13 protein-coding genes and 1 pseudogene are annotated in these 26,137 nt (G+C 75.5%); 5 read left to right on the top strand and 9 right to left on the bottom strand.

What is annotated here, in order from left to right; all coding sequences use genetic code 11:
• The first annotated feature begins 32 nt into the window (after positions 1–32).
• The 5 genes and pseudogenes from ACFU9E_RS18010 (at position 33) to ACFU9E_RS17990 (ending at position 18,513) form a co-directional block, all read left to right on the top strand.
• Positions 33–10,244 carry a type I polyketide synthase gene (locus tag ACFU9E_RS18010; protein WP_380715126.1) on the top strand — a complete coding sequence of 3,404 codons (10,212 nt, stop codon included), beginning with the start codon at positions 33–35 and terminating at the stop codon, positions 10,242–10,244.
• A 177-nt stretch (positions 10,245–10,421) separates the two neighbouring features.
• Positions 10,422–15,890, top strand: a pseudogene (locus tag ACFU9E_RS18005) (type I polyketide synthase); the annotation flags it as partial.
• 65 nt (positions 15,891–15,955) lie between these two features.
• On the top strand, positions 15,956–16,498 hold the full coding sequence (locus ACFU9E_RS18000) for a nuclear transport factor 2 family protein (protein WP_380679988.1): 543 nt from the start codon (positions 15,956–15,958) through the stop codon (positions 16,496–16,498).
• Entirely contained in the window at positions 16,495–17,670 is a 1,176-nt protein-coding gene (locus tag ACFU9E_RS17995) for a cytochrome P450 (protein ID WP_380679985.1), read from the top strand. The genes ACFU9E_RS18000 and ACFU9E_RS17995 overlap by 4 nt, the downstream gene beginning before the upstream one ends.
• A 42-nt stretch (positions 17,671–17,712) precedes the next feature.
• Positions 17,713–18,513, top strand: coding sequence for a thioesterase II family protein (locus tag ACFU9E_RS17990; RefSeq protein WP_380679982.1), 801 nt, complete (start codon positions 17,713–17,715; stop codon positions 18,511–18,513).
• Positions 18,514–18,842: 329 nt separating this feature from the next.
• Here the strand turns inward: ACFU9E_RS17990 and ACFU9E_RS17985 are convergent, their stop codons facing one another.
• From ACFU9E_RS17985 to ACFU9E_RS17945, 9 genes are all read right to left on the bottom strand, one after another.
• Complete coding sequence (locus tag ACFU9E_RS17985; RefSeq protein ID WP_380679979.1) at positions 18,843–19,874, bottom strand: medium chain dehydrogenase/reductase family protein; 1,032 nt, start codon at positions 19,872–19,874, stop codon at positions 18,843–18,845.
• A gap of 182 nt (positions 19,875–20,056) precedes the next feature.
• Entirely contained in the window at positions 20,057–20,599 is a 543-nt protein-coding gene (locus tag ACFU9E_RS17980) for a DinB family protein (protein WP_380679976.1), read from the bottom strand.
• A 77-nt stretch (positions 20,600–20,676) separates the two neighbouring features.
• Positions 20,677–21,690 (bottom strand): TIGR03571 family LLM class oxidoreductase, encoded by a 1,014-nt coding sequence (locus ACFU9E_RS17975; RefSeq protein ID WP_380679973.1) that lies wholly within the window; start codon positions 21,688–21,690, stop codon positions 20,677–20,679.
• Between the two features lie 154 nt (positions 21,691–21,844).
• Positions 21,845–22,675 (bottom strand): aldo/keto reductase, encoded by an 831-nt coding sequence (locus ACFU9E_RS17970; RefSeq protein ID WP_380679970.1) that lies wholly within the window; start codon positions 22,673–22,675, stop codon positions 21,845–21,847.
• A 15-nt stretch (positions 22,676–22,690) separates the two neighbouring features.
• Complete coding sequence (locus ACFU9E_RS17965; protein WP_380679967.1) at positions 22,691–23,038, bottom strand: nuclear transport factor 2 family protein; 348 nt, start codon at positions 23,036–23,038, stop codon at positions 22,691–22,693.
• Complete coding sequence (locus ACFU9E_RS17960) at positions 23,035–23,457, bottom strand: heme-binding protein (protein WP_380679964.1); 423 nt, start codon at positions 23,455–23,457, stop codon at positions 23,035–23,037. Before ACFU9E_RS17960 ends, ACFU9E_RS17965 begins: the two co-directional genes overlap by 4 nt.
• A 49-nt stretch (positions 23,458–23,506) precedes the next feature.
• Positions 23,507–24,706, bottom strand: a complete 1,200-nt coding sequence (locus ACFU9E_RS17955) for an MFS transporter (protein WP_380679961.1) — start codon at positions 24,704–24,706, stop codon at positions 23,507–23,509.
• Positions 24,707–24,962: 256 nt separating this feature from the next.
• Complete coding sequence (locus tag ACFU9E_RS17950) at positions 24,963–25,430, bottom strand: MarR family transcriptional regulator (RefSeq protein WP_355363373.1); 468 nt, start codon at positions 25,428–25,430, stop codon at positions 24,963–24,965.
• 135 nt (positions 25,431–25,565) lie between these two features.
• Entirely contained in the window at positions 25,566–26,057 is a 492-nt protein-coding gene (locus ACFU9E_RS17945; RefSeq protein WP_380679958.1) for a VOC family protein, read from the bottom strand.
• Between the last annotated feature and the right edge of the window lie 80 nt (positions 26,058–26,137).

The raw sequence follows: 26,137 nt of genomic DNA, 5'->3' as shown, positions 1-26,137 counted from the left end.
TCCCTCGCGGACATTCACGGAGCAGACCAACGATGGCGAACGAAGAGCAACTGCGCGACTACCTGCGGCGTGCGGCCAACGAGCTGCACGAGACCCGGACCCTGCTGCGCGACGCCGAGGACCGGTGGCACGAGCCCATCGCCATCGTCGGCATGCAGTGCCGCTACCCCGGCGGGGTCGGCTCTCCCGAGGAGCTCTGGGAACTGGTGCGCACCGGCGGCGACGCCATCACCGGCATCCCGTCCGGGCGCGGCTGGGAGCACGCCGAGGGAGCGGCCGGCGGCTCCTACCGGGGCGGGTTCCTGGCCGACGCGGCCGACTTCGACCCCGGCTTCTTCGGGATCTCGCCGCGCGAGGCGCTGGCGATGGACCCGCAGCAGCGCCTGCTGCTGGAGGCCTCCTGGGAGGCGGTCGAGCGGGCCGGGATCGACCCGACCTCGCTGCGCGGCAGCCGGACCGGCGTCTTCGTCGGGGTGATCGCGAGCGACTACCTGTCCCGGCTGCCCTCCGTCCCCAAGGAGGTCGAGGGCCACCTGCTGACCGGCAGCCTGACCAGCGTCGCCTCCGGCCGGATCGCCTACACCCTGGGCCTGGAGGGCGCGGCGGTCACCGTGGACACGGCGTGCTCCTCGTCGTTGGTCGCCCTGCACCTGGCCTGCCAGGCGCTGCGGGCCGGCGAGTGCGACCTCGCGCTGGCCGGCGGCGCCACCGTCCTGGCGACCCCGGGCGCCTTCGACGAGTTCGCCCGCCAGCGCGGCCTGGCGGCGGACGGGCGGTGCAAGTCCTTCTCGGCGGCGGCCGACGGCACCGGCTGGAGCGAGGGCGTCGGCATGCTGCTGGTCGAACGGCTCTCCGACGCGCGGCGCCACGGGCACTCCGTGCTCGCCGTGGTGCGGGGGTCGGCGGTCAACCAGGACGGCGCCTCCAACGGCCTGACCGCGCCCAACGACCTGGCGCAGGAGCGGGTGATCCGCCAGGCCCTCGCCAGCGCCCGGCTGACCCCGGCGGACGTGGACGCGGTGGAGGCGCACGGCACCGGCACGGTCCTCGGCGACCCGATCGAGGCCCAGGCACTGCTGGCCACCTACGGCCGGGACCGGCCGGCCGGACGGCCGCTGCGGCTCGGCTCGGTGAAGTCCAACCTCGGCCACACCCAGGCCGCCGCCGGAGTGGCCGGCGTCATCAAGACGGTGCTGGCGCTGCGGCACGGCCTGCTGCCGCGCACCCTGCACGCCCAGGAGCCCACGCCCATGGTCGACTGGGCGTCCGGCGGGGTCGAACTGCTGACCGAGGCGGCCGACTGGTCGGCGGGGGAGCGGGTGCGCCGGGCCGGCGTCTCCTCCTTCGGGGTCAGCGGCACCAACGCGCACGTGATCATCGAGGAGGAGCCGGCCGAGGACCGGACGCCCGCCGACGGGGCGGCCGCCGCGCCGTCACCGGCCCCCGTGCCCTGGGTGGTCAGTGCCCGCACCGAGGCCGGGCTGCGCGCCCAGGCCGCCCGGCTGCGCGACTGGGCGCTCGCGCACCCCGCGGCCCGGCCGGCCGACGTGGCCTGGTCGCTGGCCTCCGGACGGGCCGTGCTGGAGCACCGGGCGGTCCTGGTCGGGGACGACCTCGCCGGACTCGCCGCGCAGCTGGGCCGGGTCGCGGACGGCGGGGCGGACGCGCCGCAGGGCGCCGCGCCGCGCCGGACCGGCCGCACCGCCGTCCTGTTCACGGGCCAGGGCACCCGGACCCGGGGCGTCGCGCGCGAGGCGTACGCGGCCTTCCCGGTGTTCGCCGCCGCGCTGGACGACGTCTGCGCCGCCTTCGAGGGAGTGACGCCGTTCTCCGTCCGCGAGGTGCTGCTCGGCGAGCCCGACGGGTCGCCGGTCGAGGACACCGGCGTCGCCCAGCCCGCCCTGTTCGCCTACGAGGTCGCCCTCTACCGCCTGTGGACCGCGTGGGCGCCGGCGCCCGACCACGTGGCCGGCCACTCACTGGGCGAGATCGTCGCCGCGCACGTGGCCGGGGCGCTCACCCTGGAGGACGCCGTCACCCTGGTCGCCGCCCGTGCCCGGCTGATGGCCGCGCTGCCGACCGGTGGCGCGATGCTCGCGGTCGGGGCGGGCGAGGGCGAGGCCGCCGCCGTCCTGGCCCCGATCGCCGGGGTCGGGCTCGCCGCCGTCAACGGGCCTGCGAGCGTGGTGGTCTCCGGCACCGTCGAGGCCGTCGAACAGGTCCGCGCCGCCTGCGCCGAACGCGGCTGGCGGCACACCCGGCTGCCGGTCTCGCACGCCTTCCACTCCGAGCTGATGGACCCGGTGCTGGAGAAGTTCGCCTCCGTGGTCGACGGGCTGCGCCCGCGCCGCGCCGGGATCCCGCTCGCCTCCACCGTCACCGGGACGATCACGGCCCCCGACCGGTTCAGCGATCCGGCGCACTGGATCGCCAACCTGCGCGGCACCGTCCGCTTCGCGGACGCGGTCGGCGCGCTGCGGGCGGCCGGGGTGACCGAGTTCGTCGAACTCGGCCCCGGGGTCGTCCTGACGCCGATGGCCACCGAGTGCCTCGCCGCCGAGGAGGCCGACCGGACGGTCGCCGTGCTCCCCACCGCCGACCGCGAGGGCCCCACCGCCCGGAGCGTCCTGACGGCGCTCGGCCGGGCCTTCGTGCGCGGCACGGCGGTGGACTGGGCAGCCCTCACCGCCGGGCCCGCCACCGACCCGGCCGCACTCGGCCGGCGCCGGGTCGAGCTGCCCACCCAGGCCTTCGAACGCCGCCGGTTCTGGCTGGACGCGGGCATCGGGGCCACCGACGCGACCGGCCTCGGACAGGGCCCGGCCGACCACCCGCTGCTCGGCGCCATGGTCGAACTCGCGGACGGGCACGGCTCGCTGTTCACCGGACTGCTCTCGCTCGACAGCCACCCCTGGCTCGGCGACCACGTGGTGCTCGGCACCGTGCTGTTGCCCGGCACCGCCTTCCTGGAGCTCGCCCTGCACGCCGGCCGGCGGGCCGGCTGCGAACTCGTCGAGGAACTCTCCCTGGAGGCGCCGCTGGTCCTGCCCGAGCGCGGCGCCCTCCAGCTCCAGCTGTGGCTGGAGGCCCCGGACGCCGCCGGCCGGCGGGCCGTCGCGATCCACTCGCGGCCCGACACCGGCGACGCCGCCGAGCCGTGGACCCGCCACGCGGTCGGCACCCTGGCCCGGACCGGCGCGAGCGCCCCCGCCGAGTCGCCGGTCCGGCCGCCGGCCGACGAGGGCGCCGTCCCGCTCGACGGCTTCTACGACTGGCTCGCCGACGCCGGTGTCGCCTACGGTCCGGCCTTCCTCGGCGTGCGCGCCGCCACCCGCCACGGCGAGGACGTGTACGGGGAGATCGCGTTGCCCGAGGCCGTCGCCCACGACGCCGACCGCTTCGGCGTCCACCCGGCACTGATGGACGCCACCCAGCACCTGCTCGGCATCGCGGCCTTCGCGGACCGCGCCGACCCCGGCGCCGGGCCGGTCTCGCTGCCGTTCTCCTGGCGCGACGTCCGCCTGTTCGCCCCCGGCGCCGCCGCGGTCCGGGCACGGCTGCGGCGCACCGGCCCGGAGGCCGTCACCCTGACCCTCGCCGACACCCAGGGCCGACCGGTCGCCGAGGTCGGCTCGCTGTCGGTGCGGCCGGTCTCCGCGGAGAAGCTGCGCGCCGCCGCCACGGCCCGTCAGGACCCGCTGTACGCCGTGCGCTGGACCGCACTGCCCCACCCGGCGCAGCCCGCCGCCCCCGCCGCCGGCTCCTGGGCCGTGGTCGGGGACGGCGACCTGGCCCCCGGTCCGGAGGCCTCCCGGCACACCGACCTCGCGGCCCTCGCCCGCGCCCTGGACGGCGGCCTGCCCACCCCGGCCCTGGTCGTGCTGTCCTGGCCCGCCGCCGGAACCCCCGGCCCGCCGCCGGCGGAGGCCGTGCACGCCGCCGTCACCCGCGCCCTGGAGACCGTCCAGACCTGGCTCGCCGAGCCCCGCCTCACCGGAACGCGCCTGGCCGTGGTGACCCGCCGGGCGGTCTCGGTGGGCGCCGACGACCCGGTGCGCGACCTCGCCGCCGCCGCGGTCGGCGGCCTGGTGCGCTCCGCCATGTCGGAGAACCCGGACCGGATCGTCTTGGTCGACCTCGACGACGACCCGGCCTCGGCGTCCGCCCTCGCCGCCGCCACCGCGACCGCCGCCGCGACCGGAGAACCGCAACTCGCGCTGCGGGCCGGTGCGCTGTACGCTCCGCGGATCATCCGCAGTGGCCCCGCCGAGGCCGCCCGACCCGCCTTCGACCCGGACGGGACCGTCCTGGTCACCGGCGGCACCGGCGCGCTCGGTGCCCTCGTCGCCCGGCACCTGGCCGCGGTCCACGGCGTCCGCCGGCTGCTGCTGACCAGCCGGCGCGGCCCGAGCGCCCCCGGTGCCGCGGAACTCGTCGCCGACCTCGCCGCGCTGGGCGCCGAGGTCGAGGTCGCGGCCTGCGACGTCGCCGACCGGCAGGCCCTCGCGGCCCTGCTCGCCGCCGTCCCCGCCGAGCACCCGCTGCGCGCCGTGGTGCACACCGCCGGCGCCGTGGACGACGGCGTGATCGCCGCCCTGACACCCGAGCGCGTCGGCCCCGTGCTGCGCCCCAAGGTGGACGCCGTCCTCCACTTGCACGAGCTCACCCGCGACCTCGACCTGACCGCCTTCGTGCTCTACTCCTCCGTCGCCGGCGTCATCGGCAGCCGGGGCCAGGCCAACTACGCGGCCGGCAACGCCTTCCTGGACGCCTTCGCCCAGTACCGGCGGGCGGCCGGCCTGCCCGGCGTCTCGCTGGCCTGGGGCCTGTGGGAGGAGGAGAGCGGTCTGATGCGGGAGGACTTCACCGCCACCGACCGCCACCGCATCGACCGCAGCGGTGTGCTCGCGCTCTCCGCCGAGCAGGGCCTCGCCCTGTTCGACGCCGCCCTCGCCCAGGACGAGGCGCTGCTCGCCCCCGTCCGGCTCGACCTGGCCGCGCTGCGCCGCTTCGACGAACTGCCGGTCATCCTCGGCGCCCTCGTCCCCGCGCGGCGCCGGGCCGGCGGCGAGGAGGCCCGCAGGCTCGTCCAGCGCCTGGCCGGCCGCCCCGAGGCCGAGCAGGTCCAGCTGCTCACCGACCTGACCCGCCGGCAGGCCGCCGTCGTCCTCGGGCACTCCGGCCCCGAGACGGTCGGCGCCGACCGCGCCTTCACCGAGCTGGGCTTCGACTCGCTCACCGCGCTGGAGATGCGCAACCGCCTCAACACCGCGACCGGCCTGCGGCTCCCGGCGACCGTCCTGTTCGACTACCCCAGCGCCACCGCCCTCGCCCGCTTCCTGCGCACCGAACTGCTCAGCCTGCCCGGGTTCGGCCGGGCCCCGGCCGCCGTCCCGGCCCGGGTGACGGACGAGCCGATCGCGATCGTCGCCATGAGCTGCCGCTTCCCCGGCGACATCGCGAGCCCCGAGGAACTCTGGCGCTGCGTGGCCGACGGCGTGGACACCGTCTCCCCGCTCCCCACCGATCGCGGCTGGGACCTCGCGGGGCTGTACGACCCGGACCCGGACCGCTCCGGGCGCTTCTACACCCGCGAGGGCGCGTTCATGCGGGGCATCGACCGCTTCGACTCGGAGCTGTTCGGGATCTCGCCGCGCGAGGCGCTCGCGATGGACCCGCAGCAGCGCCTGCTGCTGGAGACCTCTTGGGAGGCCTTCGAGCGGGCCGGCATCGACCCGCTCTCGCTGCGCGGCAGCAACACCTCCGTCTTCGCCGGGCTGATGTACTCGGACTACGCCGCCGGCCGGGTCCAGGACGTCGACGACGAGCTGGAGGCGTACATCGGCAACGGCAACTCCTTCGGCGTCGCCTCCGGGCGCGTGGCCTACACCCTTGGCCTGGAGGGCGCGGCCGTCACCGTCGACTCGGCCTGCTCCTCCTCGCTGGTGTCGCTGCACTGGGCGAGCCACGCGCTGCGGACCGGGGAGTGCGACCTCGCGCTGGCCGGCGGGGTCACGATCATGTCGACGCCGAGCGTGTTCGTGGAGTTCGCTCGCCAGCGCGGGCTGGCCCCGAACGGCCGCTGCAAGTCCTTCGCGGCCGGCGCGGACGGCACCGCCTGGGGCGAGGGCATCGGCATGCTGCTGCTGGAGCGGCTCTCCGACGCCCGCCGCAACGGGCACCCCGTGCTGGCGATCGTCCGCGGCTCGGCGGTCAACCAGGACGGCGCCTCCAACGGCCTCACCGCCCCCAACGGGCCGTCCCAGCAGCGGGTCATCCGCCAGGCGCTGGCCAACGCGCGGCTGTCCACGGCCGACGTCGACGTGGTGGAGGCGCACGGGACGGGGACGACGCTGGGCGACCCGATCGAGGCCCAGGCGCTGCTGGCCACCTACGGCCAGGACCGTCCCGAGGACCGGCCGCTCTGGCTCGGCTCGGTGAAGTCGAACTTCGGCCACACCCAGGCGGCGGCCGGCGTGGCCGGTGTGATCAAGATGGTGATGGCGCTGCGCCACGGCCTGCTGCCGAAGACCCTGCACGTCGACGCGCCGACCCCGCACGTCGACTGGACGGCCGGCCGGGTGGAACTTCTCGCGGAGGGCCGCCCCTGGCCCGAGCTGGACCGCCCGCGCCGCGCGGCGGTCTCCTCGTTCGGGATCAGCGGCACCAACGCGCACGTCATCCTGGAGCAGGCGCCGGCCGCCGAGGCCCCCGCCGGGCCGGCCGCCGAGGCCCCCGCCGGCGTGGCCGGGGTGGTGCCCTGGGTGCTCTCGGCCCGGACCGAGGGCGCGCTGCGGGACCAGGCCGACCGGCTCGGGCAGTGGCTGACCGCCCGCCCCGACGCCGGACTCGCCGACGCGGCGTGGTCGCTGGCGGCCGGGCGGGCCACCCTGGAGCGCCGCGCGGTGGTCTGGGGCCGCGACGGCGCCGAGATCGCCGCCGGGCTGCGGGCGGTGACGGACGGTACGGCCTCCACCGCCCCGAACGCGCTCCCGGGCGACGCCGGCGGACCCGGAGCCGCCGCCACCGGACCGGTGTTCGTGTTCCCGGGGCAGGGGTCGCAGTGGGCCGGGATGGCGGTCGAACTCCTCGACGCATCACCGGTGTTCGCCGCCGCGGTCGAGGAGTGTGCGGGGGTGATGGACCCGCTGACGGACTGGTCGCTGCTGGAGGTGCTGCGGGACGGTTCGGGGGCGCTGCTGGATCGCGTCGACGTGGTGCAGCCGGTGCTGTTCGCGGTGATGGTGGGGCTTGCGCGGTGGTGGGAGTCGTGCGGGGTGCGGCCGGCCGCGGTGATCGGGCACTCGCAGGGCGAGATCGCCGCCGCGCACGTGGCCGGGCTGCTGTCCCTGGAGGACGCGATCCGGGTGGTGGTGCGGCGCGCCCAGGCGCTGCGGCGGGTCTCCGGCACCGGCGGCGGGATGCTTTCGGTCGGTGTGAGTGCGGACAGCGCCGCCGAACTGCTGGCCGACGACGAGCGGTTGTCCCTGGCGGCGGTCAACGGGCCGTCGAGCGTGGTGCTCTCCGGGGCCGTCGAGGCGCTGGCCGCCGTGGCCGAGCGGTGCGAGCGCGAGGACGTCCGGGCCCGCTGGATCCCGGTCGACTACGCCTCGCACTCGGCGCACATGGACGCGCTGCACGATGACCTCCGGGCGCTGCAGGCGGACCTCGCCCCGCTACCGGGCCGGGTGCCGATGTACTCGACGCTGACCGGCGAAGCGGTTGACTCTCCGGACCGGCTGGCGGGTTCGTACTGGTTCGACAACCTGCGCGGCACCGTCCGGCTGGACAAGGCGGTGCGCACGGCTCTCGGGGAGGGGCACACCGTCTTCCTGGAGTGCAGCCCGCACCCCGGGCTGGTCGTGCCACTGGAGGACCTCATCGCCGCGGCCGCCGCCCCCGGGACCGTGCTGCACACCCTGCGGCGCGGCGCGGGCGGTCCGGAGCAGTTGGTCACCGCCCTGGCCGCGGCCTTCGGCCGAGGCGTGCCGGTGGACTGGGCCGGGCTGCTGCACCGGCGTGGCGTGCGCCGGGTCGACCTGCCCACCTACGCCTTCCAGGGCCGCCGTTACTGGCTCGACCCGGACGGCGGGACCGCGCTGCCGGGCCGTGCCAAGCGGTCCGCCGCCCCGAGCGGCGACCCGGTCGACGGCACCCTGTGGGACGCCGTCACCGCCTCCGACGCGGCGGGCCTTGCCGCACTGCTCGACGTCCGCGAGGACGCGCCGCTGCACGAGGTCCTGCCCGCGCTCGCCGGCTGGCGCACCCGCCGGCGGGCCGACACGGCGGTCCGCTCCTGGCGCTACACCGAGAGGTGGGAGCCGTGGACGGACGCGCCCGCCGTGCCCGGCCGGCTCACCGGGCGCTGGCTGGTCCTCGCCCCGGCGGACACGGAGCCGCGCGCCACCGTGGCGGACGCGCTCACCGCGGCCGGCGCGGAGGTCCTCGCCCCCGGGGCCGGGGAGGTGCCCACCGACCGTGCCGAGCTGGCCGCCTGGCTGCGGGAGACCGCGCCCGCCGGCGTCCTGCTGCTGCCCGACCCCGGGCCGGAGCGGGCCGATCCGACCCTCGCCCTGTACGGGCTGGCGGTGCTCGTCCAGTCCCTCGGTGACGCCGGACTCGACGCACCGCTCTGGTGCGCCACCCGGGGCGCGGCCTCCCCCCTCGGCGAGGCCCCGGCCGACCTGACGGCGGCTGCCCTCTGGGGGCTCGGCCGCGTCGCCGGTCTCGAACACCCGGACCGCTGGGGCGGCCTGGTCGACCTGCCCGAGGCCGTCGACGAGCGCTCCGCCGCGATCCTGTCCGCCGTACTCGGTGCCCGCTCGGTGGAGGACGAGATCGCGATCCGCCCGCTCGGCACCTTCGTCCGGCGCCTGGCCCGGTTCCCGCACGCCGAGGGCGCCCCGCGCCGCGACACCCCCTGGCAGGCCGGCCGCACCGCGCTGGTCACCGGCGGCACCGGGGCGCTCGGAGGGCACGTCGCCCGCTGGCTGGTCCGGGCCGGCGCCGAGCACCTGGTGCTGGCCGGCCGGCGGGGCGAGGCCGCGCCGGGGGCCGCGGAACTGCGCGAGGAGCTGACGACGGCCGGCGCCGAGGTGGAGATCGCCGCCTGCGACGTCAGCGACCGCGAAGCGGTCGCGGCCCTGCTCGCCGACCTACGCGGCCGGGGACTGCGGGTGGACACCGTGGTGCACGCGGCGGGTGCCGAGGTCGGCGGACCGTTCGAACGGATCACCCGGGAGTCCGTCGCCGAGGCGGTTGCCGCCAAGGTCGGCGGCGCCCTCGTTCTTGACGAACTGCTGCGCGCCGACGAGGCCGGGACCTTCGTGCTCTTCACCTCGGGTGCCGGGGTGTGGGGCGGAGCCGGCCAGGGCGCGTACGCGGCGGCCAACGCCTACCTCGACGCGCTCGCCGCCCGGCGCCGTGACGAGGGCCGGGCCGCCACCGCCGTCGCCTGGGGCCGGTGGGCGGGCGGCGGAATGTCGGACGGCGAGGCCGTCTCGGCGGCACTCGACCGGATCGGTGTGGCGGCGATGGACCCCGAACTCGCCCTTGAGGCGCTGCGCCAGGCCCTGGAGGAGGACTTGGACCGGGTGACTGTCGCCGACCTCGACTGGCCGCGCTTTGCGGTCGGGTACACCGCCGCCCGCCCGCGCCCGCTGATCGCGGAGCTGGTCGCGGCCGAGACCCCGGCGCCGGCCGACGCGGAGCCGGGCGCCGACGACCGGGTGCCCGAGCACCTGCGCGAGCGCCTCGCCGGGCTGTCCGCCGATGACCGGCACGGCGCGCTGGTCACCCTGGTGTGTGCGGAGGTCGCCTCCCAGCTGGGCCACACCGACCCGGCCGAGATCGAGCCCGAACGGCCGTTCCGCGACCTCGGGTTCGATTCGCTGGCCGCCGTCGGCCTGCGCAACCGGCTGGTCGCCGCGACCGGGATCGACCTGCCGACCACGTTGGTCTTCGACCACCCGACGGCGCAGGCGCTGGCCGCCCACCTCGGCGCGGAGCTGTTCGACGACACCGCGCGGAACGCGTCGGCGCTCGACGAGCTGGACCGGCTGGAGGCGGGCCTGGCGGCGCTGTCCGGCGCCGCGGACCGTGACCGCGTCGCCGACCGGCTGGTCGAGCTGGCGGAGCGCCTGCGCGGCGGACCGCGCCCGCCGGCCGAGGCCGGCCGCGACCTGCGGACCGCGACCGACGCCGAGATGTTCGACATCCTCGGGGAGGAGTTCGGGATCTCCTGAGCAGCCGTCCACACCGGATTTCTCGAACCGACAGGGGTACACATGTCCACCGCGTCCAGCGCGCCGGACCCGTCCAACGGGTCGAACGAGGAGAAGCTCCGCCACTTCCTGCGGATGACCGCCACGGACCTGCGCGAGACCAAACAGCGACTGCGCGAGGCCGAACAGGCCGCCCGGGAGCCGCTCGCGATCGTGGCGACCGGCTGCCGGCTGCCCGGCGGCGTCCGCTCCGCCGAGGACCTGTGGCAGCTGGTGGCGGAAGGCATCGACGCGATCGGCGCCTTCCCGGCCGACCGGGGCTGGGAGGCCGGACCGGCGGGGGACGACGCCGCCGGCTCCGCCACCCGGCAGGGCGGATTCGTCTACGACGCCGCCGAGTTCGACGCGGACTTCTTCGGCATCTCGCCCTTCGAGGCGCTCGCGATGGACCCCCAGCAGCGCCTGTTGCTGGAGACCGCCTGGGAGACCGTGGAGCGCGCCGGCATCGACCCGCTCTCGCTGCGGCGCAGCCGGACCGGCGTCTTCGTCGGCGCCTCCGCGCTCGGCTACGGCGGTGGCCGGCAGGACATCGCCCCGGCGGTGGCGGGCCACCGGGTGACCGGCGGCTCGATGTCCGTGGTCTCGGGCCGGATCTCGTACGTGCTGGGCCTGGAGGGCCCGGCGGTGACCCTGGACACCGCCTGCTCCTCGTCCCTGGTGGCCCTGCACACCGCGGCGCAGGCACTGCGCGCCGGTGAGTGCGACCTGGCACTGGCCGGCGGCGTGACCGTGATGGCCCGGCCGACCGCCTTCGTGGAGTTCTCCCGGCAGAACGGACTGGCGGCGGACGGCCGGTGCAAGCCGTTCGCGGCGGCGGCGGACGGGACCGGTTGGGGCGAGGGCGTGGGCCTGCTGCTGGTGGAGCGGTTGTCGGACGCGGTGCGCAACGGGCATCCCGTCCTCGCGGTGGTGCGGGGCAGCGCGGTGAACCAGGACGGCGCGTCCAACGGCCTGTCCGCTCCGAACGGACCCTCGCAGGAGCGGGTCATTCGCCAGGCACTGGTGAACGCGGGGCTCTCCACGGACGAGGTGGACGTGGTGGAGGCGCACGGGACGGGCACGGCGCTGGGTGACCCGATCGAGGCGCGGGCGCTGCTGGCGACGTACGGTCAGGACCGTCCCGGGGGCCGGCCGCTGTGGCTGGGGTCGGTGAAGTCGAACATCGGTCACACGCAGGCGGCGGCGGGTGTGGCGGGTGTGATCAAGATGGTGATGGCGTTGCGGCACGGTGTGCTGCCGAAGTCGCTGCATGTGGACGCGCCGTCGCCGCACGTGGACTGGTCGGCGGGTGCGGTCGAGTTGTTGACGGACGAGGTGCCGTGGCCGGAGACGGGGCGGCCGCGTCGGGCGGGGGTGTCCTCGTTCGGGATCAGCGGCACCAACGCCCATGTGGTCCTCGAACAGGCCCCGGAACCCGCGCAGCCGCTGCCGGAGCCGCCCTCCGGGGCCGGGGTGGGCGGACTCGTTCCATGGGTGCTGTCGGCCCGGACCCCCGAGGCCCTGCGGGCCCAGGCGGCCCGGCTGCGCGACTGGGTCCGCGCGCACCCGGAGGCCGAGCCCGCCGATGTCGCCTGGTCCGCCGTCACCGGCCGGGCTCTGCTGGAGCACCGTGCCGTGCTGCTCGGCCGTGACCTCGCCGAGCTGACGGCCGGACTGACGGCGCTCGCCGACGGCGTGCCCAGGCCGGCCGGAACCCCGGCTGTGGTGACCGGGGTGCTGCCACGCGGTGCGGGGGCGGCCGGCAAGCACGCCGTGGTGTTCACGGGTCAGGGGGTGCGGTGCGCGGGCGTGGGGCGTGAGCTGTACGACGTGTTCCCGGTGTTCGCGGCGGCGGTGGACGAGGTGTGCGGGGCGTTCGAGGGGGTGGTGCCGTTCTCGGTGCGGGAGGTGTTGCTGGGGGAGACGGGGGACGCGGACGGTACGGGTGTGGTGCAGCCGGTGCTGTTCGCGTTCGAGGTGGCGTTGTACCGGTTGTGGCGTTCGTGGGTTGCTGCGCCGGAGGTGGTGCTGGGGCATTCGCTGGGTGGGATCGTGGCGGCGTACGTGGCGGGGGTGTTCTCGCTGGAGGGCGCGGTCGCCCTGGTGGCGGCGCGGGCCCGGTTGATGGCCGAACTGCCTTCGGGTGGGGCGATGCTGGCGGTGGGGGCGAGTGAGGCGCAGGTGCTGGCGCTGCTCGCGGAGCGTGCTGTGGGTGTGGTGGGGGTCGCGGCGGTGAACGGTCCGGCGTCGGTGGTGGTCTCCGGTGAGGCCGGGGCCGTGGAGGCGGTGCGGGTGCTGTGCGGGGAGCGCGGCTGGCGGTCCTCGCGGCTGGCGGTGTCGCACGCGTTCCACTCGGTGCTGATGGAGCCGGTACTGACCCACTTGCGGGAGGTGGCGGCGGGCATCGAGCTGAGGGAGCCGTCGATCCCGCTGGCGTCGGACGTGACGGGCCGGATGGCGACGGCGGCGGAGGTCTGCGATCCGGAGTACTGGGTGCGTCAGGTGTGTGAGCCGGTGCGGTTCGCGGACGCGGTCGCCGCGGCGAGGGCCGGGGGTGCCTCGGTGTTCGTGGAGCTGGGCCCGGAGGCGGCGCTCACCCCGATGGTCGCGGAGTGCACGGCCGGGACCGACGCCGTCGCCGTCCCCGCCCAGCGCCACGGCCGAGACCCGCGGGAGACCCTGGCGGCGGCACTCTCCACCGCCTTCGTCCGCGGCACCCCGGTCGACTGGGCCGCGGCCGTGACCGGCGCGCACCGGGTGGACCTGCCGACCTACCCCTTCCAGGGCCGCCCCTACTGGCTCGCCCACGAGGCGCCCTCGGCGGAACCGCTGCCGCAGCCCGCCACCGAGCCGGCGGACGGCGGGTTCTGGGAGGCCGTCGAGCAGACCGACCTCGACCGGCTCACCGCGCTGCTGGACGTCCCCGCGGACGCGCCGCTGCGCGAACTGCTGCCCGCGCTCTCCACCTGGCGCACCGAGGACCGTGCCGCGCGGACCGCCCGGTCCTGGCGCCACGAGCTGCGCTGGGAGCCGTGGACGCCCGCCGCGCCCGACGCCGCGCCCACCGGGCACTGGCTCCTCGTCCACTCCGCCGACGGCGGCGACCTCGCCGCCGCGGTGGCGCGGGCGCTGACCGACGGCGGCGCCCGGGTCCTGCGCCGCGAACTCGACGCCAAGACCGCCGATCGGGCCGAACTCGCCGCCTGGCTCCGCGAGTCGGCCGGTGAACCGGGACTCGCCGGGGTCGTGTCGCTGCTCGGGGCAGCGCCGGAGGAGGGCGACGGCGGATCGGTCCTGGTCCGCGCCGTGACGGCCACCGTCACCTTGGTCCAGGCGCTGGCGGACACGGACATCGCCGCCCCGCTCTGGTGCCTGACCGCCGGCGCCGTGTCGGTGCTGGGCGAGGACGTGGCCTCCGCGACGGGCGCCGGGATCTGGGGTCTCGGCGGCGTCGTCGGACTCGAACACCCGCTCAACTGGGGCGGGTTGGCCGACCTGCCGGCCGACCCCGACGAGCGCTCCCTGACCACCCTGCTCGCCGTCCTGGCCGACGCCGGGGGAGAGGACCAGTTCGCGATCCGGCCGCTGGGCACCTTCGGCCGCCGCCTGTCCCGCCCCGCCGCCACGGACGCGCCCGCCCGCCCCGCCCGCCCCTGGCGGACCGGCGGCACCGCGCTGATCACCGGCGGCACCGGAGCCCTGGGCGGGCACGCGGCCCGCTGGCTGGCCGCCCGCGGGGCCGAGCGCGTGCTGGTGCTGGGCCGCCGGGGCCCCGACACCCCCGGCCTCGACGGGCTGCGGGCCGAACTCGCGGCCGTCGGTGTCGACCTGATGCCGGTTGCCTGCGATCTCACCGCCCCGGACGCCGCCGACCGGCTCCGCGAGGCCCTGGGCGAGGAACTTCCGCGCATCCGCACCGTGCTGCACGCCGCCGGCGTCGCCGGGCCCGCCCGGCTGCTCGACACCGGCCCGGCCGCGATCGCCGCCACCGTCACCGCCAAGGTCGCCGGGGCGCTGGCGCTGGACGAGCTCTTCGCCACGGCCGAGCTCGACGCCTTCGTGCTCTACTCCTCCGGCGCCGGGGTCTGGGGCGGCGCCGCGCAGGGCGCCTACGCGGCCGCCAACGCCCACCTGGACGCCCTCGCCCTGCGCCGCCGGCAGCGCGGACTCACCGCCACCGCCGTCGCCTGGGGCCCCTGGGCCGCCGGGGGCATGGCCGACGGCGAGGCCGGACGCCACCTCGGCCGGCTCGGGGTGCGGCCGATGGACCCTGCCACCGCCCTGACCGCCCTCGGCCAGGTCCTGGACGAGGACCTGACCTGCGTGACGGTCGCCGACGTGGACTGGCCCCGACTCGCGCACAGCTACGCCGCCGCCCGCCCCCGGCCGCTGATCGCGGACCTCGTGGCGGCCGCCCCGGAGCGTCCGGCGGACCCGGCGCCCGGCACCGTACCGCCCCCGATCCTGGACCGCTCCGCCGAGCGCTCGCCCGCCCGGCTGGCCGCCGAGCTGCTCGACCTGGTCCGCACCGAGGTGGCCGCCCAGCTCGGCCACGCCGACGCCGGCGCCGTCGATCCGGACCAGCCCTTCCGCGCGATGGGATTCGACTCGCTGGCCACCGTCGGGCTCGCCCGGCGGCTCGGCGAGGCCACCGGCCTCGACCTCCCCACCACCCTGGTCTACGACCATGCCGGCCCGGCCGCGCTCGCCGCGCACCTGGCCCGCGCCCTGGAGGACGGGACCGCCGCGCGCCGCGCGCCGCGGCCGGAGCCGGGCACGGAGGAGTCCCACGAACTGCTCGGCTCCGTCTACCGCGAGCTGGCCCTGCGCGGGCAGATGGACGACGCGGAGGCACTGCTGGTCGGCGCGTCCGGCCTGCGCGAGGTCAGCGCGGATCTGCTGCTCCTGGCCGGCCTGGCCGGATCCGTCCGGATGTCGCAGGGCGGCGAACAGCCGCGGCTGATCTGCTTCCCTCCGTTCGCCCCGGTCGACGGCACCATCCAGTTCGGGCGACTGGCCGGCGCCTTCGACGGATTCTGCGGCACCGCCGTCCTGACCGTCCCCGGCTTCCGCTCCGGCGAGCCGCTCGCGGCCTCCCGCGACGTCCTGCTGGACCTGCTCACCGACGCGACCCTGCGCTGCGCCGAGGGCGAGCCGTTCGTCCTGCTCGGCTACTCCTCCAGCGGCTGGCTCGCCCAGGCGGTCGCCAGTCGGCTCCAGGCGGCCGGCACCGCGCCGGCCGGCCTGGTGCTGCTGGACACCTACCTGCCGGCCACCATGTCGCGTCGCATGCGCAAGGCGATGAACTACGAGGTGATCGTGCGCCGGCAGGCGTTCACCGCGCTCGGCTACGTCGGACTCACCGCGATCGGCAGCTACCGGCGGATGTTCCGCGGCTGGGAGCCCGAGCCGACCACGGTGCCGACGCTGTTCGTCCGGCCGTCGCGCTGCGTGCCGGGCTCGCCCGAGGAACCGATGACCGGCGAGGACTGGCGCTCCTCCTGGCCCCACGAGCACACCGCCGCGGAGGTCGAGGGCGACCACTGCACCATGATCGGCGAACACGCCGACCGGACCGGCGCCGCGGTGCGCACCTGGATCGAGGGGCTGTCCCGGACCGCCCCGTGACCCCGCAGGACCACCGGCCCCCGGCCGGCCGACGGACCGTACGACCGACGAAGGGATCATCACCCATGCCCCGGACCACCGCCCCCACGCCCGCCCCGCTGCTTCCGGCGCCCGGCTCGACCGGCCACCTCGACGCGGCGTTCCTCGCCGACCGGGCCGCCATCCAGGACGTCATCGCCGCCTACAGCCTGTACTACGACTCCGGCGACTTCGAAGCCCTCGGCGACCTGTTCACCGAGGACGCGAGCTTCACCTTCACCCCGGCCCCCGAGGGCTTCCCGCCGTCGGTGACCACCCGCGAGCGGATCGTCTTCGCGATGGCCGCGCTGTACCGCCACCACACCGAGACACGCGGCGCCCACCAGCGCCACCTCACCGGCAACACGGTCGTCGTCCGCTCGGACGGGAACACCGCCGAGGCGCGCTCGCTGCTCTCCGTCACCTTCGCCCTCGACGACGGCAGCCACGAGATCGGCCGCAGCGGCTCGTACGTCGACCTGCTGGAGAAGGACGGGGACCGCTGGCGCATCGCGAGCCGCCACCTGTGGCTCAGGGACCTCCCCCGGGTCACCGCCACCACCCCGGACGGACCGGAGGGTCGGGCATGATCCCCGTCCTGGACCTCGTCCAGATCTCCTCCCTGCCCGACGCGGAACGCGAGCTCGGGCAGCTGGCCCGCCGCCACCCGGTGATCCGCGCCCGGCAGGCCGACGGCACCGAGGCGTGGACCGTCCTCGGCGCCGAGTCCGCCCGGCGGTTGCTCGGCGACCCCCGGCTCTCCAGCGACCTCCACCGGCACGCGCCGCAGGCCGCGCAGATCCCGGACGCCCCGATCGTCCTCTTCGAACAGGACAATCCGGAGCACGCCCGCTACCGCCGGCTGGTCAGCGCCGCCTTCGCCTCCCGCGCGGTGCGCTCGCTGGAACCCCGCCTCACCGAGATCGCCCGCGGCCTGCTGGACGGCCTTCCCGCCGAGGGGGAGGCCGACTTCGTCTCCGCCTTCGCCAACCCCTTCCCGCTGGAGGTCATCTGCGAGCTGCTCGGCGTGCCGTCGGCCGACCGCGAGGTGTTCCACAGCCGGGTCAAGAACATGGACTCGCCCTCGGCGCCGGTCCGCCAGGCCGCGACGGACGCCTTCGCCGCCTACTGCACCAACCTGGTCGAGGCGAAGCGCCGACAACCCACCGAGGACCTGCTGAGCGAGCTCGTCGGCGCCCGGCTGGACGACGGACAGGCGCTCTCCCGGGAGGAGCTCGTCGGGTTCTGCTCCGTCCTGCTGTTCGCCGGACACGTCACCACCGCCCACGTCATCTCCAGCGCACTCCTCGAACTCCTCGAACACCCCGATCAGCTGGCCGCGCTCCGGACCGACCCGGAGCTCGTGGCGGGCGCCACCGAGGAGGCGCTGCGCTACCGCGGCTCCCTGCTGTCGACCACCAACCGGGTGGCGCTCGACGACATCGAGATCGATGGCGTGAACGTCCGCAAGGGCGAGCTGGTCCGCTTCCTGCCGTCGGCCGCCAACCGGGACCCGGCCGTCCGCGCCGACCCGCACTCCTTCGACCTGCTGCGCCCGACCACCGCGCACCTCGCCTTCGGCCACGGCCCGCACTTCTGCCTCGGCCACCAGCTGGCCCGGCAGGAGATCAGGGTCGCGCTGACCGAGGTCCTGGCCCGTTTCCCGGGCCTGGAACTCGCCGTCCCGCCCGGGCGGCTGACCTGGCACCGCTCGGACTTCCTGCGCGGGCTCACCGAGCTGCCGCTGCGCTTCGCCGGCTGACCGGCCGGACCGGTCCCACCACGAGAAACGGATCCCCCTCCCATGCCCGACCCCGGCCTCGACCCCGACCTCGCGGAGCTGAGCGGACGCTGGCTGCGGCAGTACCGCCCGGCCCCCGAGGCGGCCGTCACCCTGGTCGCCTTCCCGCACGCCGGCGGCTCCGCCAGCTACTTCCAGCCGCTGTCCGGCGCGCTCGGGCCGCGGACGCAGGTGCTCTGCCTCCAGTACCCGGGCCGGCAGGACCGCCGCCACGAACCCTGCCTGGACACCGTCGACGCCTTCGTCGACGCCATCTGCGCCGTGCTGCGCCCCCGCACCGAGCGGCCCCTGGTGTTCTTCGGACACAGCATGGGCGCCGTCCTGGCCTACGAGACGGCCCGCCGGCTGGAGGCCGAGCGCGCCGTCGACCTGCTCGGCCTGATCGTCTCGGGCCGCCGCTCGCCGACCACCACGCGGCACGAGACCGTGCACCTGCGCGACGACGCCGGCATCCTCGCCGAGATCCAGCAGCTGAACGGCACCGACAGCACGCTCCTGGACGACGAGGACATCCGGCGGATGATCCTGCCGTGCCTGCGCGCCGACTACACGGCGGTCGAGACCCACGTCCACCGCGACGGGCCGCCCCTGCGCTGCCCGGTCACGGTGCTGACCGGCGACGCCGACCCGCAGGTGACCCGGCAGGAGGCGGAGCGCTGGACGGAGGTCACCGCCGGAGGGTTCCGGCTCCGGACCTTTCCCGGCGGGCACTTCTTCCTCAGCTCCCAGCAGGGACCGGTGACCAGGGCGCTCACCGACTCCCTCACGGCCTTCCGCACCGGAACGGCGGAGAGCGCCCGCTGATCCGGGGCGAGGGGAGCGGGAACGGAGTGGTCCGGCACACCTGCGCCGGACCCGGCTCGCGGACCGGGTGCGGCCCCGGTGGCCGCCGTCCGTACCTCGTGCGTCCCAGCACGGGACCGCCGGTGGCGCCGTTCTTCCGGAGAACGGCGCCACCCACCGGTCGATCCGCCACCGCCGGTGGAAGGCTCCCCGATGGCCGGCCGGGGGAAGAAGCGGAAGCGCGTCCCGGGCGCCGCGGTCACACCTTCGAGTAGCGCCGGAACGAGTCCGGCCGGCCGTGGCCGAGCACCAGCGGCAACACGGGGCCGGCCGGGGCGACGGTGCGGGCGTCAGGGGATCAGCACCACCTTGCCGCTCACCGTTCCGGACTCGGCCAGGCGCAGCGCCTCGGCGGCGCTGGTAAGCGGGAGTTCGGCGGCGACGCGGGCGGAGACCTCGCCGCGGCGGACGGCGTCGAAGACCTCGGTGAGGTCCTCCCGCAGCCGGGTGCGGAAGCCGTCCGCGCGCAGGGCGCGGCCCGCCCAGATGTTGTAGAAGTGGGCGCGGCGCCCGTTGGGCAGGGTGTTCCAGAACCAGGTGCGGGCCAGGATCTTCAGCACCGGCCACTGCTTGGAGCCGGTGTCGTCCCGGGTGGAGGCGCTGCCGTAGGCGACCAGGGCGCCGCCGGGGGCGAGCAGCTGCCAGGAGTCGACCACGCTGCGCCCGCCGACGTGGTCGAACACCGCGTCCACTCCGCCGGGCGCCAGCTCCCGCACCCGGGCGGGGAGGTCACCGGTCCGGTAGTCGAGCGGGACGGCGCCCAGTTCGCGCAGCGCGTCGTGGTGCCGGGCGGAGGCCGTGCCGATCACCGACGCGCCCGCCGTGCGGGCGAGTTGGACCAGCACCGAGCCGACGCCGCCGCTCGCGCCGTGCACCAGCACGGTCTGCCCGGGGCGCACCCGGGCCAGCCGGTGCAGCATCTGCCGGGCGGTGATGCCGTTGACCACCACGGCCTCCGCCTCGGCCGAGGTGAGGCCGTCCGGCACGGGCACCACGTCCGCGGCGTCGAGCGCCACATGGCTGGCCCACCCGCCGGTCTTCACCAGCGCCGCCACCCGCCGGCCGGTCAGGGCCGGGTCGACGCCCTCGCCGGTGGCCAGGACCCGGCCGACCAGGTCGTAGCCGGGGACGAAGGGGAACGGCGGCTGGTCGTAGTACCGCCCGCGGCGCATCTGCTGCTCGGCGAACGAGACGCCGGTCGCCTCCACGCCGATCACGACCTGGCCCCGGCCGGGCTCCGGCACCGTGCCCCGGCGGATCTCCAGCCCCTCCGGGGCCACCACACCCGGCAGGACGACTTCGAGCAGGCGCAGGTCACTCATGGCCGCACCCTCCTGTTCCCTAGAGGCTTTTGCGTTCGTTATAAGTTGTAACTCCTTGCCTCTGTGAGTGTCAACAGCTTCAGTGAGACCCTCTAACTCCGCGGTGCGGCCGCGACGCCCCCGGCGTGCGTCACGGGACACGCGCCGGGGGCGGGCTGTCGGGGGCGGGCCATCGGGGGTGCTCAGCCCATCGACTTGGCGCCGTCCAGGGACTCCCGCAGGATGTCGGCGTGGCCCGCGTGCTGCGCCGTCTCGCCGATGATGCCGAGCACCACCCGGCGGGCCGAGCGGCGGGCGCCGGGCTCGTACCACGGCGCCGGCGGCAGGGGCTGGGAGACCTCGAGGTCCGGCAGGGCGGCGATCAGCTCGTCCGTGCGGCGCGCCGTCTCGGCGTACTCGGCGAGCACGTCGGCCAGCGTCTCGCCGGGCAGCATCCGGAAGATGCCCGTCCACCTCTCCTGCTCGGCCTGCGTCATGCTGGTGAAGTCGGGCATCGCGGACGGGCCTTCGAGGATGAAGTCGACCCAGGCCCGCTCGACGGCCGAGACGTGCTTGATGAGGCCGCCCAGGCACAGTTCGCTGGCGGTGGTGCGCAGCCCGACCTGCTCGTCGGTCAGGTCGCGCGTGGTGTGGCGCAGGTAGTGGCGCTGCATGGCGAGCTGCTCCAGCAGGTCGGCCCGCTCGCCGGTGATCGCAGGGGCGGTGGTGGCCGTGGTGTCGCTCATGTCCGTACCTCCGTGGGGTGTTGCGTTCTCGACGGTCCGTCGCCGTCCGACGTGTCCCACGATAGGAGCCGTATAGGTCAGATCCTGTCCTCGACTGCCGGGGCGGCCTCGGGCGTGGGGAAGTTCGGCAGCACGTGCTCGGCGAGCTCGTGCAGCAGCTCCTCGATCGGCCGGTCGTTGGGGCGCAGGTTGAACGAGACATGGGAGACGCCGAGACCGGCCATCGCCTTCAGGTGCTCCACCAGGGCGTTGCGGCCGGTGCTCAGGCCGAGCCGGATGGGGGTGGCCGGGGCGTCGGGGTCATCCTGGAGGGTGAGGACCATGGGCGTCAGGTACGGCTTGGCGCCGTCGGTCCGCTGCTGCCACTCCCGGGCCCTGATCCGCAGCGCGCCCAGTTCGCGCGGGTAGTTGAGGGAGGCGTCGACGTTCTCGGCGATCCACTCCGGGGTCTGCTGGGCGCCGCCGGCGACGGCGATCGGGATCCCGGCCGGGTGCACCGGCCGCGGCAGCACCTCCAGCTGCCGGTCCGCGCCGAGGCCGACGGCGGGCAGCTCCAGCGGCCCGCCGCGCCAGGCGGCGCGCAGGGTCTCGACGCCCTCGCGGAACGCCGCGCCGCGGGACTGGAAGTCGCGGCCGAACAGCGGGTACTCCACCGGGCGGTCGCCGCTGGCCAGGCCGAGCAGCATGCGCCCGCCGGACAGCACGTCGACGGTGGCGGCGGCCTTGGCGACCAGCAGCGGCTCGCGCAGCGGCAGGACTGTCGCGCCGGTGCCGAGGACGACGTTCTCGGTGACGGCGGCGAGGTGGCCGAGGTGGGTGAAGGTCTCGAAGACGGTGCCGGCGTCGCCGAACTGGAGCGGGTCGTAGAGCGGGACGTCGCGCAGCCACAGGGCGGCGAAGCCGAGCCGGTCGGCCAGCCGTGCGCGCTCGGTGTGCGCCGTGAGGTCGGGCACGCCGAACGGCAGGCCGGCGGCGCGGTCGGCGCGTCCGCGCTCGGGGCCCCAGTCGTTGTCCAGGGGCAGTTCGAGGCCGATCGTGAGCCGTCCGTCGCCGGGGGCGATGCGGGCGAGGGCGGGGTGGGCGGAGGCCATGGCGGATCCTTCCGAGGCGGTGCGAGCGGGTGTGCGGGCGGGTGTGCGAGCGGGGGTGCCGGGCGAGCGGTGGGAGCGGGCGGAGCGGCAACGGGGGACGCCCCCGCTCCGCCCCGGTCGGTCGGCCGGTGGTGGAGCGGGGGCGTCGGGAGGATCAGTTGAACTGGTCCGGGTGCGGGCCGGTGCGCAGGCCGCGGTCGGTCGCACCGATCGCGTCCATGTCCGCGTCGGTCAGCTCGAAGTCGAAGACGTCGAGGTTCTGGCGGATGCGGGCCGGGGTGACCGACTTGGGGATCACGATGTTGCCCAGCTGCAGGTGCCAGCGCAGCACCACCTGAGCGGGCGACTTGCCGGTGCGCTCGGCGATCGCGGTGATCGCCGGGTCGTCCAGGACGGCGCCCTGCGCGAGCGGGCTCCAGGCCTCGGTGGCGATGCCGTGCCGGGCGTGGAAGGCGCGCAGCTCGGCCTGCTGGAGGCCGGGGTGCAGCTCGACCTGGTTGACGGCCGGGACGAGCTCGCTGTTGTCCAGCAGGCGCTGGAGGTGGGCGGGCTGGAAGTTGGAGACACCGGCGGCGCGGATCCTGCCGTCGGCGGCGAGGCGCTCGATGGCCCGCCAGGAGTCGAGGTAGAGGTCGCGGGCCGGGGTGGGCCAGTGGATCAGGTAGAGGTCGACGGTCTCCAGGCCCAGCTTGGCGAGGCTGGCGTCGAAGGCGCGCAGGGTCTCGTCGTAGCCCTGGTCGGCGTTCCACAGCTTGGTGGTGACGAACAGGTCCTCGCGCGGCACGCCGCCCTCGGCCAGGGCCCGGCCGACGCCGGCCTCGTTGCCGTAGATCGCGGCGGTGTCGATGCTGCGGTAGCCGGCCTCCAGGGCGCTGGCGACGGCGGCGGTGGTCCGGTCGTCCGGGACCTGGAAGACGCCGAAGCCGAGCTGGGGGATCTCGACGCCGTTGTTGAGCTTCACGGTGGGGACGGTGGGGGCGTTCATGGTGGTACCGGTCTTTCAGTCGGTGCGGTTGCTGAGGGTGTAGCGGACGGTCTGGGCACTGATCAGGCCGTCGCGGAAGACGAAGGTGTCGGTGCCGTCGGCGACCCGGTGGGTGCCGGTGGCGGCCGCCCAGCGGAGGAAGAGGATCTCGCCGGCGAACTGCGGGGTCAGCCACCACTCGGCCTGCGGCAGGTCGGCCAGCAGCCGGCCGATCACCTGCCGGACCCCGTCATGGCCCCGGAACTCCCCGTCGGGGGTGATCAGGACGGCGTCCTCGGTGTAGTTGCCCGCTATGTGGTCGAGGTCGCCGGTGCCCAGGCGCTCACCGTGGTCAGCGAAGACCTCGCGAGGGGTGCGGCTCACCGGTCCAGCTCCTGGAGGGCGGCGGTGGCGAAGGAGTGGTCCTGCTCCGGGGCGCCGCCGCCGAGGCCGATGGCGCCGACGAGGCGGCCGTCGCGGTGGACGGGGATGCCGCCGGCGATGAACAGGAGCGGACGGTCGAGCGCGGTCGGCAGCGAGTGGAACGGGCCGTCGGGCTTGACCAGGTCGACCAGGTCGGCGGTCGGGGCGTTCAGCTGCAGCGCGGTGTAGGCCTTGCGGGTGCTGGTCTCGCCGGAGATCAGCACGGCCCGGTCGTCGCGCCGGAAGGCGAGCAGGTGGCCCCCGGCGTCGAGGACGGTGACGCTGACCGGGACCCCGGCCGCCTCGGCGGCGGCTCGGGCGGCGGTGATCAGGGTCTCGGCGTCGGCGGTGGTCAGCGGGGTCACGGTGGTGGTGCTCATGGGGGTGGTTCTCCTGAGGTGAGGGGGCCGGACGGGGAGGGTGGGACGGTCAGTGGTGGACCGGAACGGCGGTGGCGACGGGGTCGGCCGCGGTCGCGGTCACGGGGGTGCGGCGCTCCAGGGCGGCGGACCAGATGGCGAGGACGAGGGCCGCGGCGGCGAGCACGGCGCCGACCCAGTTCGGCGAGGTGTAGCCGAGGCCGGCGGCGATGACCATGCCGCCGAGCCAGGCGGAGAGGGCGTTGCCGAGGTTGAAGGCGCCGATGTTCACGGCGGAGGCCAGGGTGGGCGCCCCGTGGGCCTGGTCGAGCACCCGCTTCTGCAGCGGCGGGACGGTGGCGAAGCCGAGCGCCCCGACGAGCATGATGGTGATCGCGGCCAGCACCTTGTTGTGCGCGGTCAGGGTGAACAGCGCCAGGACGACGGCGAGGCCGCCCAGGGTGGTGTAGAGCATCGGCATCAGCTTGCGGTCGGCGTACTTGCCGCCGAGCAGGTTGCCGAGGAACATCCCGATGCCGAAGAGGACCAGCAGCCAGGTGACCGCGCCGTCCGAGTAGCCCGCCACCTGGGTCATCATCGGGGCGATGTAGGTGATCGCGGCGAAGACACCACCGAAACCGAGCACGGTCATCGCCATGGCGAGCAGGACCTGCGGGTTGCGGAAGGCGGTCAGCTCGCGGCGCAGGTGGGCGCCCTCGGGCCGGGGCATGGCGGGGACGAGCTTGGCGATGCCGAGCAGGCCGACGATGCCGAGCGCGGCGACACCGGCGAAGGTGATGCGCCACCCGACGGCCTGGCCGATGTAGGTGCCGAGCGGCACGCCGACGATGTTGGCGATGGTCAGACCGGTGAACATGGTGGCGATGGCGCCGGCCTTCTTGTCCGGGGCGACCAGGTCGGCGGCGACGACGGAGCCGATGCCGAAGAACGCGCCGTGGGCGAGCGAGGCGACCACGCGGCCGGCGAGCATCATGCCGAACGAGGGGGCGAGGGCCGAGACCAGGTTGCCGAGCACGAACAGGCCCATCAGCAGCATGAGCATCCGCTTGCGGCTGACCTTGGTGCCGAGCACGGTCAGCAGCGGTGCGCCGAGGACGACGCCGAGGGCGTAGCCGGTGACGAGCAGGCCCGCGGTGGGGATGGAGACGCCGTAGTCGGCGGCGATCTCGGGCAGCAGGCCCATGATCACGAATTCGGTGGTGCCGATGCCGAAAGCGCCGACGGCCAGAGCGAGCAGTGCGAGAGGCATTGGGCTCGACCCTTCTGTGATTGCTTGAGTGAGCTCCTTGCGTGTCTTCACAATAGTTGCAGGCGCGCTATAAGTGCAAGCGCGGGCTGTGGTCGTTCTCTGGATGTCGGCGATCACATGGTGTCGTCGGGCCGGGGCTGCGGGGGTCGCCGGGCCGGGGCTGCGGGGGTCGCCGGGCCGGGGTGGAGGGGTCGGGCATGCAAAAACCGGCCCCAGCGAGGTGCTGGGGCCGGTCGGGGGAGGCGGGGTCGGGTGGCTAGCCGAGGCGCGCCGGGGTCTCCACGGCCTCGACGGCCTCCACCAGTGAGGCCAGCTCGGGATTGCGCGCGGCCTCGCCGAGCGCCTCGCGCAGCGCGGCGTCATTGGTCGGCCGGGCCTCCTCCAGCAGCTTCAGCCCCTCCTCGCTGACATTGGTGTAGATGCCGCGGCGGTCGGTGGGGCAGAGGTAGCGGGCCAGCAGGCCGCGGTCCTCCAGGCGGGTGACCAGTCGTGTCGTGGCGCTCTGGCTGAGCACGACCGCGTCGGCGACCTGCTTCATCTGGAGGTGGCCGCCCTCGCCGTCGTGCTGCCGGCTGAGGACGTCGAGCAGTGAGTACTCCCGCACGCTCAGGTCGTGCTTGGACTGCAGGGCGCGCTCGATGTGCGACTCGATCCTGCCGTGCAGGAGGGAAAGCGCACCCCAGCCGCTGGCCAGGGCGGTGAGCGCGGGGTCCGTGGCGGTCATGAGGCCGGTCTCCTTCCGAATGTGGCTGTACCCAAGGGTAAGCCATGAAGGCGAATACCGGCTAGGGCCTATATGCGGCTAGTGCAAGTATCTCGTGCTCGGCTGCACGCTCGCCACACGCCCGGCCGCGGAAGTTCAGCTCGCGAAGCCGCCCTCCGGCTGGATGATCTCCAGATTGGTGCCGTCGGGGTCGTTGAAGTAGGCGACCTTGGTACCCAGGGCCGCCTCCGGGGTGACCTCGCCCGCGATGAACGTGTAGTCGTCGCCGAGGAAGTCGTACCCGGCCTCCTTCATCCGCCGGTACACCGCGTCGAAGTCGTCGACCCGCAGACACAGGTGCATCGAGCCGGGGCGGTTCGCCACCCCGCCGGTCCGCTCGCCCACCGGCTCCTGGAACTGGATGAGGTCGATGCCGAGGCTGTTGTCCAGGTTGATCGTGGCGTAGCGGAGCTTGGCGACCGGCAGCCCCTGCGACCTGCCGAACGGCACGCTGTGCATGGTTCCCTCGGCGACCGGCGACCGGCCGGTGAGGGCCGTGTAGAAGGCGATCGAGGCGTCCAGGTCGGAGACCGAGATGCCGACGTGGGCGGCGCGGGTGAGGTTGACCGGGGTGCTGGAAACGGTCATGGGGCATCCCCTTCGTCCTGCGGCCCTCCTCGTGCGGGGTGGCGCCGGCCGGCACGGGCGGGCCGGTCCCCGGAGAGCCG

It is taken from the genome of Kitasatospora sp. NPDC057595 (assembly GCF_042800875.1).
GTDB lineage: Bacteria > Actinomycetota > Actinomycetes > Streptomycetales > Streptomycetaceae > Kitasatospora.
The sequence above is the reverse complement of the archived record's forward strand: the minus strand, read 5'-3'. Positions and strand labels throughout refer to the sequence as shown.

Coding starts and splice junctions, on each gene's coding strand:
- ACFU9E_RS18010 (WP_380715126.1), top strand. CDS start 33: ATGGCGAACGAAGAGCAACTGCGCGACTACCTGCGGCGTGCGGCCAAC.
- ACFU9E_RS18000 (WP_380679988.1), top strand. CDS start 15,956: ATGCCCCGGACCACCGCCCCCACGCCCGCCCCGCTGCTTCCGGCGCCC.
- ACFU9E_RS17995 (WP_380679985.1), top strand. CDS start 16,495: ATGATCCCCGTCCTGGACCTCGTCCAGATCTCCTCCCTGCCCGACGCG.
- ACFU9E_RS17990 (WP_380679982.1), top strand. CDS start 17,713: ATGCCCGACCCCGGCCTCGACCCCGACCTCGCGGAGCTGAGCGGACGC.
- ACFU9E_RS17985 (WP_380679979.1), bottom strand. CDS start 19,874: ATGAGTGACCTGCGCCTGCTCGAAGTCGTCCTGCCGGGTGTGGTGGCC.
- ACFU9E_RS17980 (WP_380679976.1), bottom strand. CDS start 20,599: ATGAGCGACACCACGGCCACCACCGCCCCTGCGATCACCGGCGAGCGG.
- ACFU9E_RS17975 (WP_380679973.1), bottom strand. CDS start 21,690: ATGGCCTCCGCCCACCCCGCCCTCGCCCGCATCGCCCCCGGCGACGGA.
- ACFU9E_RS17970 (WP_380679970.1), bottom strand. CDS start 22,675: ATGAACGCCCCCACCGTCCCCACCGTGAAGCTCAACAACGGCGTCGAG.
- ACFU9E_RS17960 (WP_380679964.1), bottom strand. CDS start 23,457: ATGAGCACCACCACCGTGACCCCGCTGACCACCGCCGACGCCGAGACC.
- ACFU9E_RS17955 (WP_380679961.1), bottom strand. CDS start 24,706: ATGCCTCTCGCACTGCTCGCTCTGGCCGTCGGCGCTTTCGGCATCGGC.
- ACFU9E_RS17950 (WP_355363373.1), bottom strand. CDS start 25,430: ATGACCGCCACGGACCCCGCGCTCACCGCCCTGGCCAGCGGCTGGGGT.
- ACFU9E_RS17945 (WP_380679958.1), bottom strand. CDS start 26,057: ATGACCGTTTCCAGCACCCCGGTCAACCTCACCCGCGCCGCCCACGTC.